Annotated in this window: 10 protein-coding genes; all 10 read left to right on the top strand. The window is 59.9% G+C overall.

From position 1 onward, the window contains the following. The first annotated feature begins 95 nt into the window (after positions 1–95). The 10 genes from FJ320_02240 (at position 96) to secF (ending at position 12110) form a co-directional block, all read left to right on the top strand. Complete coding sequence (locus FJ320_02240) at positions 96–1382, top strand: anion transporter (protein MBM3924798.1); 1287 nt, start codon at positions 96–98, stop codon at positions 1380–1382. Positions 1383–1421: 39 nt separating this feature from the next. Next, entirely contained in the window at positions 1422–1916 is a 495-nt protein-coding gene (locus FJ320_02235) for a MogA/MoaB family molybdenum cofactor biosynthesis protein (protein MBM3924797.1), read from the top strand. Between the two features lie 4 nt (positions 1917–1920). Beyond that, the gene (gene trmD / locus FJ320_02230; GenBank protein ID MBM3924796.1) at positions 1921–2679 is read left to right on the top strand and encodes a tRNA (guanosine(37)-N1)-methyltransferase TrmD; all 759 of its coding nucleotides are present in this window, start codon (positions 1921–1923) and stop codon (positions 2677–2679) included. Positions 2680–2765: 86 nt separating this feature from the next. Beyond that, on the top strand, positions 2766–3368 hold the full coding sequence (locus tag FJ320_02225; GenBank protein MBM3924795.1) for a hypothetical protein: 603 nt from the start codon (positions 2766–2768) through the stop codon (positions 3366–3368). A 90-nt stretch (positions 3369–3458) separates the two neighbouring features. After that, on the top strand, positions 3459–3845 hold the full coding sequence (locus tag FJ320_02220; protein ID MBM3924794.1) for a 50S ribosomal protein L19: 387 nt from the start codon (positions 3459–3461) through the stop codon (positions 3843–3845). Positions 3846–3888: 43 nt separating this feature from the next. Next, positions 3889–6315: a primosomal protein N' gene (gene priA, locus FJ320_02215; GenBank protein ID MBM3924793.1), complete on the top strand. Its 2427-nt coding sequence runs from the start codon at positions 3889–3891 to the stop codon at positions 6313–6315. A gap of 79 nt (positions 6316–6394) precedes the next feature. Then, complete coding sequence (gene def / locus FJ320_02210) at positions 6395–6919, top strand: peptide deformylase (GenBank protein ID MBM3924792.1); 525 nt, start codon at positions 6395–6397, stop codon at positions 6917–6919. Between the two features lie 52 nt (positions 6920–6971). Further along, on the top strand, positions 6972–8453 hold the full coding sequence (locus FJ320_02205; GenBank protein ID MBM3924791.1) for an HD domain-containing protein: 1482 nt from the start codon (positions 6972–6974) through the stop codon (positions 8451–8453). A 34-nt stretch (positions 8454–8487) separates the two neighbouring features. After that, positions 8488–11166, top strand: a complete 2679-nt coding sequence (secD, locus tag FJ320_02200) for a protein translocase subunit SecD (GenBank protein MBM3924790.1) — start codon at positions 8488–8490, stop codon at positions 11164–11166. After that, complete coding sequence (gene secF / locus FJ320_02195) at positions 11127–12110, top strand: protein translocase subunit SecF (protein ID MBM3924789.1); 984 nt, start codon at positions 11127–11129, stop codon at positions 12108–12110. Before secD ends, secF begins: the two co-directional genes overlap by 40 nt. Positions 12111–12204 lie beyond the last annotated feature (94 nt).

Here is a 12204-nt window from a genome sequence, read left to right as displayed (position 1 = left end):
CCCTGATTTACCTGGATAAGGCGCGTAGACTTACAGCTTCAGGCCATCGAGGCGGCGTATAATCGGAGACATTTTTATCGGGGACGGCGATCTAGATGGCGGCTGCCATCCTTATCCTGGTCTTTACATATCTCGGAATTATCTTCACCCGCCTGCCGAGGATTAACTTCGACCGCACCATAGCGGCTATGGCGGGCGCCATTCTTATGATAGTGGCGGGGGTGCTGACCTTTAGCGAGGCGGTGGGCGCGGTGAACTTCGACACCCTGGCGTTGCTGCTGGGCATGATGCTGCTGATTGTAGTGCTGCAACGGGCGGGGCTCTTCGGGCTGCTGGCGTCGCAGTCGGTGGCGGTGGCGACGAATCCGTGGCGGCTGCTGGTGGCGGTGGTGGCGGTGACGGCGGTGTGCAGCGCCTTTCTGGTCAACGACGTGGTGGTGCTGCTGTTCACGCCAGTGATTATCCAGGCGTGCCGGATGATGAGGGTCAACCCCGTGCCGTACCTGGTGGCCGAGGCCATGGCGTCCAACATCGGCTCCACGGCGACGATTGTGGGCAACCCGCAGAACGCCATCATCGGCGTCACGTCGGGAATATCATTCACTCGTTTCTTCCTATACCTAGCGCCGGTGGCCGCCGTCAGCACAGCGATACTTCTCGCCGTCGTATTCCTTTTCTATAGAGGGAAGCTAAAGGTTTCGGACAGTCAACCGATAGCCGTTCCCGCAGTCGGCGGGGCGTCGCCCGACGATCCAGAGCCTCAGATAGGCGTTAAAGTGGACCGAAGCCTGTTGTATCGTACGGCGCCTATATTGGCTCTGACCATCGCCGGCTTCTTTTTATCCAGCGTCATCGACGTGGATGTGACGGTGGTGGCCCTGGCGGGCGGCGCTGCGGCGGTGCTGATAAGCGGCATCCGGCCCTCAGACGCGGTCCGAAGCGTCGACTGGCCGCTGCTGGTGTTTTTTGGCGGGCTTTTTGTGGTAGTGGGTGGGGCGCGGGAGGCGGGCGTGCTGGACTTTTTTCTCGATAGAGTGAGCCTGGAGCCTGATGCCAGCGGCATTGTGTCTATGCACATATTCAGCACGGTGGTGTCGCAGGTAGTGAGCAACGTGCCGCTGACAGTTATCACGATTCCGGTCATCGAAAATGTACCGGGCGACGCTTTGTGGATTAGTTTGGCGGCGGGTTCGACGCTGGGAGGCAACGCCACGCTCATCGGCGCGGTGGCGAATATTATCGTGGCGGAGCAGGCGTACCGGCAGGGTGTGGAGGTGAAGTTTGGAGAGTTCGCCCGGGTGGGTGTGGTGGTGACGGCGCTGACGGTAGCGGCGTCTATGGGGATATTGATACTGGAGAGGGAACTGGGGCTTCTGCGGTAGCGTGGATAGGAGGGCTGTGCTACTATGCCGCGCAAAGCCATGTTCACTCTAGGCATACTCACCGTCAGCACCAGCGGCTTTCACGGCCAGCGAGAGGACACCAGCGGCAAGGCTATCAGCGAAATCCTGGCGCCGCCGGAGTACGAATCGCGAAAGTATGAGATTGTCCCGGATGACAGGAGGACGATAGAGACGCGGTTTAAGGAGTGGTCGGATAGAGATAGGTTGGATCTTATCGTTAGCACCGGCGGAACGGGTTTTGCGCCTACCGACGTGACGCCGGAGGCGTGCCTGGCGGTATGCGACCGGTTGGCCCCGGGGTTGTCGGAGGCCATGCGGGCCAAGACCATGGAGAAAACACCGATGGCGATGCTAAGCAGGTCTGTGGCGGGAATTCGAGGGCGGACGCTTATCGTGACGCTGCCTGGGAGTCCCAAGGCGGTGCGGGAGTGCCTGGAGGTGGTCAAGCCGGTGCTGTCCCACGCTTTGCAGCTTTTGAAGGAGCAGGCCCAGGGGCATCCCACAGGGTCGTAGGCCCATGCGCATCCACATCTTCACGCTGTTCCCTGAGATGTTCCAGGGGCCTTTTGACCACAGTATTGTCCAACGAGCGGTGGAGGATGGGAAGGTGCATATCCAAGTCTATGACATTCGCGACTTTGCCCACGACCGGCACAAGACCACCGACGACTACCAGTTCGGCGGCGGCGCGGGAATGGTGATGAAGCCAGAGCCGATATTCAGGGCGGTGGAGTCGGTGCTGGACACGCTGCCCCAGGAGGAACGTGCGGAGGCGCCGGTGGTGCTGACCTCGCCACAGGGGAGGCTGTTCAGCCAGTCGATGGCGGAGGAGCTGTCGTCACGGCGGAACTTGCTTATCATATGCGGCCATTACGAAGGTGTGGACGAGCGGGTGCGGGAGCATCTGGCCACCGACGAGGTGAGCATCGGCGACTACGTGCTGACTGGGGGAGAGCTGCCGGCGATGGTGATAGTGGACGCGGTGTCGAGGTTGGTGCCAGGGGTGGTGGGGAGTGAGGAGAGTGTCAAGAGCGATTCCATCACCACAGGGCTGCTGCAGCACCCCGTGTACACTCGTCCCGCCGAGTTTCGAGACTGGGGCGTGCCGCCGGTGCTGATGTCGGGGAACCATGGGGAGATTGAGAAGTGGCGTCGGCGGCAGTCGCTGGAGCGGACGCTGCGGCATCGGCCTGACTTGCTGTCGAGGGTGGCACTGACGGCGGAGGAGGTGAGGTTTTTGGAGGGGTTGGGGTGGAGGAAGTCAGAGGCAAAATAACGGATTTAGATAGGGCCTGATAGATTATCTGTGCTATTTAGGTTATGCTTTTTATATAGCAAGCCTACTAGGCAACTATTAGTGAAATGGCAACTGCTTTTAAGATTCCGAGACCGGCGGCTCTGGTCTTACAAGAAAAAGAGGCCGATTCTTCCGGCCCGTTGATTGATAGATGGTTTGAGCTGCTTACACCGCTGACGCAGTCCAAGACGAGAGGAGAGCTTCACGGGGCTGTCGAAGAGGCGATCGTCGCGTTCATTCCGTTTAACCAGATAACCATGAGGGCTGAGACGTTTCAAATCGCGGTCGAAGCCACGCAAGAGTCGGGGGATTACCAGGTAAAAGAAGCGGTGTTCAACAGTCTTGTTAAGGGCGCCATCAGGCTATTGTCGACAAAGGACCTGGTTACTCTAAACAAGGCCCTCAGAACACGGGATGACTTTAACACCATGATTAGAGAACTGGCGCCTACGGATCGGGCATCATCCATGTCGCTTTACTTAGACAGGTTTTGGGGTCTTCAAAAAATCGAGCTGCTGATTTCAGCCCTCATTTTTGTCGCGTCTGGTGATTTGAAGCCGAGGTCCAAGAGCCTGGTGCGATGGGTCTGCTCGGAGATTCAGGGGCACGCCAAAGGGCTTGAGACGGCCATTGCCTCCAAGACCCCCGCGTTGGGGGTGGCTTCCTAAAGGGGCCGAAGGTCTGATTACTGGCTCTTGCCCATTCTGGCACCAACGCTGTAAAATAGCTCGGTTACGAAAACAGGAGATTTTCTTCCCATGCACGCTCATAAGTATGTTACTGTGAAGGCCAACCCCAAGATCCAGGAGTTTGGCGCTGGCGATACGGTAAAGGTGAACTTCCGAGTCCGCGAGGGCGATCGGGAGCGCATTCAGGCCTACCAGGGTGTGGTGATCAAGCGGCAGGGCGGCGGGCCCACCGAGAGCTTCACCGTGCGCCGCATCACACAGAACATAGGCATTGAGCGAACTTTCCCCCTGGGTTCCCCCCTCATCGAGTCGGTGGAAGTGCTGCGGCGGGGCAACGTGCGTCGCGCGCGCATCTACTACCTGCGAGGCCGTTCCGGCAAGGCTGCGCGCATCAAAGAGCGCAGCCGGTTTGTCGTCGCCCAGGACGGCAAAGACACCGAGCCTCAGCAGTCCTAGGCTCTAGCCCCTTGTTCTCATAGCCCCGGCAAAGGGGGCTTCGATGAAGTACGTCGAGGTTGCGGTGGACGCCCCGTTGGGTGTCAATCGTACGCTTACCTACGCCGCGCCGGAACATATCCACCCCGTGCCCGGGCAGATGGTATGGGTCCCTTTGGGCCAACGGCCGGTACAGGGAGTAGTATTTTCAGTAGCCGCCCAGACTCCTCTTGATTCAGTTCGCGACATCATATCCACCATAGAGCCGTCGCCGTTATTGTCGACGGCTTCTTTGGAGATGGCGCGGTGGATTAGCCGGTACTACATATCGTCGCTGTTTGAAGCGGCCTGCCTGATGCTGCCCCCGGGTTTTCGAGACCATGTGAACGTTTATTTGGAGCATGTAGAGGGCGAGGCGGAATCGCTTTCAGAAGTCGACGCCGCTTTGAGAAGGCTGGTGTCGCAGCGGGGACAGGTGTTGGAGCGGGAGGCGCTGTCGAGTTTGGGGGCGAAGGCGCGAGCGTCGATTGACCGGCTGGCGCGCCGGGGATTCTTGCGGCGTGTGTGGCGCATTCCGAACCATGCGCCGCCTGTGCGGTATGACACTTACCTGGTAGCCGCTTTGCCTGATGCCAGGACCGAAGAGGCGTTAGCTGCCTCACCCGCCAAAAAGACCAAGCGGGCCCTAATGGAGGCGGCCCTTTTGAGGGCTCTCGCAACTTCCAGGCTGGACATGGCTGTAGCCAGGAAAGAGTTTGGCAGAGAGACAGTGGCGAGGTTATTGGAACGTGGGCTGGCGGGGCAGGAGTGGGTAAGGGAGGAGGCGGTGTTTCGAGTCGACAAGCCGGAGGATGAGGGGCCGATCATTCTGACCGGGGAGCAGTCCGGCGCGGTGGACGCGATCACGGCGGCGCTAGAGGGTAAGGGCGATGGTCCGAGGACTTTTCTCCTCCACGGCGTCACAGGCAGCGGCAAGACGGAAGTGTACCTGCGAGCGCTGGAACGGTGCGTGGCGAAGGGCTGGCAGGGGCTTATGCTGGTGCCCGAGATATCCTTGACGCCGCAGACGCTGCATCGACTGAACGCCAGGTTTCCAGGTCGAGTGGGGGTGTTTCACAGCCGGCTAAGCGCCAGGCAGCAATCCGAGGTGTGGTGGCAGGCGTGCGAGGGGGCTTTCGACGTGGTGGTGGGGCCTCGCAGCGCTTTATTCATGCCCTTGCCCCGGTTAGGGCTGATTATGGTGGATGAGGAGCATGACGCCAGCTATAAGGAGCAGGAGAGATCGCCACGGTTCCATGCGCGGGATGTGGCGCTGAAGCTGGGGCAGTTGGCGGGTGCGCCGGTGGTGCTGGGCAGCGCGACTCCGGACATCGCCAGCTATCGCAGGGCGCTGCGGGGGAGGCATCATTTGCACGAACTGTCTTACAGAGTCGGCGTGGGGGTTAAGGCCCAGGGCGGAGGGGCGGGGCTGGCCAGCGTACAGGTGGTGGACATGCGGGAGGAGCTAAAGGACGGGAACTATAGCTCCTTCAGCCGAATGTTATCCCAGGCGCTGCGAGAGTGTGTATCGAAGGGTGAGCAGGCGATATTATTTTTGAATCGACGAGGCGCGGCTACCCTGGTGCAGTGCCGCGACTGCGGCCACGTGCTGCGGTGCCGGAGCTGCGACGTGTCGCTGACATATCATCGAACCGTAGGGCTATTGTGCCATCGATGCAATCGACGGCAGAAACAACCTGGGGCGTGTCCAAACTGTAAGGGGCCGAAGGTCCATTATCTAGGGCTGGGAACGCAGAAGGTGTCGGAAGAGCTAACGGCATTACTGCCTACGACGGCGACGATGCGGTGGGACGCAGACGCCGTGAGGGAAGCGGGGGGGCACGAGGCGCTGATGGAGGAGTTCACCAGTGGCCACTCGCAGGTGGTGGTGGGGACGCAGATGATCGCCAAGGGGCTACACGTGCCGAAGGTGAGCCTGGTGGGGGTGGTGCTGGCGGACGTGGGGCTTTATATGCCGGACTTTACGTCAGGGGAGCGGGCCTTTCAACTGCTGTGCCAGGTGGCGGGCCGAGCGGGGCGGGGGCTTGTTCCCGGGCGCGTTATCATTCAGACCTACAGCCCGGACAACTACGCCATTCAGGCGGCGTCGCGGCAGGACTATAAAGGCATGTACGAGAAGGAGATAGGGATGCGCCAGGAGCAGGGGAACCCGCCCTTCAGCCGCATTGTGCATATGATATATCACCATACGAACGAGGAGTCGTGCAGATTGGAGGCGGCTCGATTTGCGGATGAGATGCGCACCAGCGTACAGTCGCAGGGGCTGGCGGGGCTGGAGGTGGTGGGGCCGGCGCCGGGGTGTCCGTCCAGGGTGCGGGGGCGCTACCGGTGGCATTTGCTGCTGCGAGGCGTCAACCCCCATGCGCTATTGGAGACGATGGCGATTCCGAAGGACTGGACGGTAGATGTGGACCCGGTGTCAGTGTTGTGAAGTAAACACGAGTCAGCTTTACACTTTTATATACGCTGACTATAATCGACGAATCCCGTAATTATGAGGTCCTTGTCCTGTGGCTGTCCGCCCCATTGTCCATGCGCCAGACCCTATTTTGAATAGAAAAACGGTTCGTGTTAAGGCCATTGATGCCTCACTTCATAAGCTATTGGATGATATGGTTGAGACTATGATTGCCGCCAGCGGCGTGGGCTTAGCGGCCAACCAGATAGGGGTGCCGCTGCGGGTGGCGGTGATCCAGTTGCCGGAAGATGAGAAGGCCACGGTGCTGATTAATCCGGAGGTGGTAAAGCGTGAGGGTGTTAGGGAAGTGGATGAAGGGTGCCTGAGCATCCCGGGCTATCGAGGGCTGGTCAGGCGGTCGGTGAAGGTGCATGTGAAGGCGCTGGGCGTCGACGGCAAGCCAATTAAGATTAAGGCTGAGAATGACCTGCTGGCCGAGGCGCTGGAACACGAGACGGACCACCTCAATGGAGTCCTTTACGTCACTCACCTGGTCGACAAAAATGGCCTGGTCAAGGTCAGCGAAGAGGAGGAGGCGGAGGATGGCGGCGAGGCTGAGGCTCCGAAGGCTTCTTAGCTAGGACTGGTATCCTGCTACAATTACTATCGAAACAACGCATTTGACTCCCTTGGTTACTACTCTTATGAAGACCCCACCGACTTTAGACTCGCTTAAGGCCTTTTTTGCCTCGCAAGGTGCGGCCGCCTACCTGGTGGGCGGGTACCTTCGGGACTCGCTGTTGGGTCTGGACAGCAAGGATATCGACGTGGCGGTGAAGGGGGACGCCGTGGTCCTGGCGCGGGAGCTGGCGGACAGCATGGGCGGCGCTTTTGTGGGCCTGGACACGGAGCGAGGCATTGCCCGCGTGGTGTTTGTGGAAAGCGGCCTTGTGGTGGACGTGTCCACTTACGAAGGCGATATCTTGAAAGATCTGGCTCGCCGCGACTTCACCATTGATGCTATGGCGCTGCCACTGGGCGATATGGAGGAACTGGGCTGGCGAGAACAAGTATTGGACCCGCTGGGCGGACGCAGGGACATGTCGCTGAAGTTAATCCGCATGACGGCGCGGGACGTATTCAAAGAAGACCCCTTGCGACTGCTGCGGGCGCTCCGACTGGCGCATCGCCTGGGTTTTCAAATCGAAGAGGCCACGGAGGGCCAGGTTAGACGGGACACGGCCCGGCTGGCGCAGGTCTCCGCCGAGCGGGTGCGGGACGAGTTTTTGGCCCTCATTTCCCCGGATGGCGCTTATGAGGGCCTGGGAAGATTGGACGGCCTGGGCCTTCTAGACTATATAATTCCCGAGCTGGCCCTGGCGAAAGGGGTCAGCCAGCCCAAAGAACACTACTGGGACGTTTTTGAACATACAATGCAGACGGTGAAGGCGGCGGAGCGTATTACATCATCGCGGGCGGACGACGCGCTGGCCCAGGACGTTTACGGGGGAGATGACGTGTCGTCGTATTTCGGCGAACATGTGGGGGACGGGCACACGCGGCGGACGCTGTTGAAGCTGGGGGCCCTCTTTCACGATATAGCCAAGCCGCAGACCAAGGCCGTCGACGCCACGGGGCGCACCCGTTTTCTGGGGCACCCTGTCCTGGGGGCGTCCATGGCCCAGAAACGCCTGCGAGCGCTGCGCATGAGCGCGCGAAGCGTAAAGAGCGTTGGCTTAATGGTGGAGCACCACCTTCGGCCCACCCAGATGTCCCAGGGGGTGGAGACGCCGACGGCGCGGGCGACGCATCGATTCTATCGCGAGTTGGGAGACACGGCGGTGTCGGTCCTGTACCTCAGCCTGGCGGACTATGTCGCGGCGCGGGGGCCGCGGCTGGAGGTGGAGGAGTGGCGGAATCGCGTGGCCCAGGTCAACCACGTGCTGGAGAACAAGAGGCGTGAGGAGGCTCCCGAGCGAAAGGAGCGGCTTGTCACGGGACACGACCTGATTGAGGCCTTTCAGCTTCGGCCAGGGCCTATGTTCCAGACTTTGCTGGAAGGTGTAGAGGAGGCTCAGGCGATGGGGGAGGTCAGGGATAGGGTTGAGGCTTTGGAGTGGATGAAGGCGGAGCTTGCAAAAGAGAGGGGGCTAGAAGACACCCTTGCGTAGGCATAATCTCAGAATATTTCTTTTTCTGTTCTTAATGACGGCTCTGGCGGGGCTGGTCATAGGCTACCGGGATATAGACCTGCCAGGCGATGAACTGGACCGCGGCGGCACCGGCCCTATGGGGCTGGTGTTGGGTCTGGACCTGCGGGGCGGCGCCCACCTGGTGTATCAGGCGCAGCGGCCCGTAAAGCTGGATATCACGTTCGCTGAGCCGGTGGCGGAGGAGACGCTGCGACAGGGGCTGACGGGGATGGGCCTAGGCGCGGCGCAGGTGACCTCATTCACGAAACAGAATTTTGTGATAGAACTGCCTGGCCTGGCGGCCGATAGAGTCGACGGGTTTATCCAGGAGATGGAATCCAAGACTTCGGATATCACGGCGGCGACGCCGACGAGGGAAGACCGCACGCGTCTCGAGATCCTCGCTAAGCCTGAACCTAACGAAGGCCGGATTAAAGAGGCGGCCGCTGCCTTAAATTACCCCGACGCCGAGATCCAGACCGTCGCCAGCCAGTTCTTCGCTATCCTCAAACTGCCCGAGGACATAAACGCGGACGCTGAGAAGGCGCTGAAGGACGCACTGGAGCGGCTTTACCCGGTCCAGACTTTCCAACTATTGGACTCCCAGGCCGATGAGAACCATAAGGAGGGCTACGTAGTCTTTCAGCCCATTCCGGTGGAGGGGACTATACAGGGCGTCCTGGAGGACTTGAATCACACGCGGGCGCCCGTGATTACGGAGGATGGGAGGGCCTTCACCACAGCCATTGAGGCCCTGGACGAAGCGGGCCAGGCCAAGCTGGTGACGGACCTTAAAGAGAAGATGCCGGCCATAGAAGAGGTGAAGACGTCCAAAATTGAGGCGGCGATTTTAGACTTAACCTTCCAGACGGGCATTGACCAGGGCACGCTGGAGAACGTGCTGACGGAGCTGAATTTTGACAACGCTCTGGTCGTTTCGGCCAAGGGCACAAACTATTCTGTAGACCTGGCGGCCCTGGCGCCAGAGCGGGACCTGGCCATTGAAGGCGAGTTTGCCAGCAGGGTGGGGCCGATAGCAGCGGGCGGCTTCCGTCTGCAGCGGGATGACCCCACATCCGAGCGGATGGAGGGGGTGATCGACACCATCGAGCGGCGCGTTGACGCCTTCGGCGTTACGGAGCCGGTGGTGCAGAGGCTGGGCGACGACCGCGTCATAGTCCAGCTGCCGGGCGTGGAGGACACCCATATAGAGGTGGGGTTTGCTTCGGTTATAACTAGAGATTCGCTGGAGCAAAAGCTTAAAGAGCTGGGTTTCAGCAAGAGCAGCGTAGAAAGCATCCAGGGTTCGCCTATTCCCAACTCGGCCTTGATAATCGCGGCTGGGCTTACCGAGGAGAATACGGAGAAGATTCGGACCGCCTTAACAGACAAGTTCGGCGCTTTGCAGAACTACAACTACAACCAGGCGGCCAACAGCATACAGGTAGTCTTTGGACAGCAGGTGTCCACCACGGACCTTCGGGCGCTGCTGTCGGAGCAGGGCATCACGAATCCGGTGATTACGCGGGCGCAGAGCACGTCCTTCCGGGTGCGAGTGCCTACCCAGACCGCTTCAGAGCAGGAGAGGCTGCGCTCAGACCTGGCGGCAGCCTTTGGGTCGGTCGTGGGATTCAGGGTGACCGGCGGCGTGGAGCAGGCCAAGCAGCTCATAGGCCAAACGGCACAGCTGGTTATCAAGGAACGGACCTGCCTGGACCTGAACTGCACGCAGTTTACCGACAAGGAGGCCGTGGGCCGTTCCGGCGAGTCCCTTACCGGCGACAGGCTAGTCAGCGTGTTTCCGGGAACCCATCCCACTACGAGCGCGCCTATAGTCAACTTTGTCTTCGACGGCACCGGCACCCGCATTTTCCGGGAGCTTACGGACCGCATTGCCGGAGACACCACCAAATGCGTAGCCCACGTGCTGGACGGGGAGAGCATTGTGTGCCCGGTGGTGCGGCAGCCCATAACCAACGGCAGCGGCTTCATAGAAGGTCAGGACTTCACCTTCGATAGGGTGAGGACGCTATCGATACAGCTTCAGTCTGGCAGCCTGCCGGTGTCGCTGGACCTGGTGAGGGAGACGACGGTAGAGTCCATTTTGGGCGACGAGACTCTCAAGGCCAGCCTGGAGGCGGGGGTACTAGGCCTGTTGTTGGTAGCGATATACATGATTGTCTACTACCGTATGGCAGGACTTATGGCGTCAGCAGCGCTGGTGGTCTACGTCATTATGGCGCTGGCTATCTTCAAGACGGTGCCGATAACGCTGACCCTTTCAGGAATCGCCGGCATCATACTGTCGATAGGCATGGCGGTGGACGCGAATATAGTGATATTTGAGCGGCTGAAGGAGGAGCTGCGGGCGGGACGCAGCCTGCTGTCGGCCATGGAGATAGGGTTCAGGAGGGGGTGGCCGGCCATTCGAGACGGCAACATAGCCACCTTTATAAGCTCCGCCATTCTGTTCTTCTTTGGCCGCGAGCTAGGCGAGCCAAAGATTACAGGGTTCGCCATCACACTGGGTATAGGCACTGCCCTTAGCATGTTCACGGCTATTACTATCACCAGGAACTTCATGAACCTGATGGTGTTCACGCCGGTGGGACGCAAGCTCAATTTATTCACACCTGAGAGCCTGGAGCGGCCATCCGCAGTCCCCGTACCCGCTCAGGGGGGAGAGAGATAAACGTGGATATAGTCGGCAAGCGAGGCTGGTACTTTCTGCTGTCCGCGCTGGTCATAGTGCCGGGCATCGTATCGTTGTTGATACCTCCGCCGCTGAAGGCAGGTATAGACTTTTCCAGCGGTTCGGCCTTCGATGTCACCTTTCCAGCGGAGGTGGCAGTGGAGGACGTGCGGGGCGCCCTGGGGACGGCAGGTCATGAAAATGCGCGGGTCCAGCAAATTGACTTCAACGAGGTCTTTGTCCGGACCAAGGAGCTGAGGGAAGGCGACCGACAGAGGATAGAAGAGGCCTTTCAAGCAAGGCTCGGCGATAAGGGCACGTTCTCCAGCATCGACACAGTATCGGCGGAGGTGGCCGGAGCCACTGTGCGGAACGCTATCATTGCCGTTGTCCTGTCCACCATAGCCATCCTGTTCTTTATCTGGTGGGCCTTCCGCAACGTGCCGGGGTCCTATCGCTACGGGATAGCAGCAATACTGGCGGTAATCCATGACGTGCTGGTAATCCTGGGGGTCTTCTCCATATTGGGGAAGGTGATGGATACCGAGGTTAACGCCATGTTCGTGGTGGGAGTGCTGGCAGTGGTGGGCTACAGCGTGAACAACACCATAGTGATATTCGATCGGATCAGGGAGAACGTAGCCAGGGACGTGAACCGTCCCTTTGCCGAGACCGTAAACATAAGCATTCTTGAATCGGTGGGCAGGACCATGGGCAGCAGCATGACCACGCTCGTTGCCCTGGTGGCTATCATGGTCTTTACCGGTTCGACCCTGAGGGAGTTCTTGCTGGTGTTCCTCATCGGCCTGGTGGCGGGCACATACAGCGCCATATTCATCGCCAGCCAGTTCCTGGTGCTATGGGAGCAAGGAGAGGTGGGCAGGGCGTTCCGCTTCTTGCGGCCCCGGCGGGCGCGGGCTGCGGCGGCTTCGCAAAAAGCGTAGAAGCGCCAGGCCAATAGACGACTTACAGCGATAGCAACGGGTCAAAATGTAAGCGGGCGGTCCGCCTCAGGCGGACCGCCCGCTTACATTTTTC

It is taken from the genome of SAR202 cluster bacterium, from assembly GCA_016872285.1.
Taxonomy (GTDB): domain Bacteria; phylum Chloroflexota; class Dehalococcoidia; order Lucifugimonadales.
Note: the sequence above shows the minus strand (reverse complement) of the source record. Positions and strands in the feature narration are given on the sequence as shown.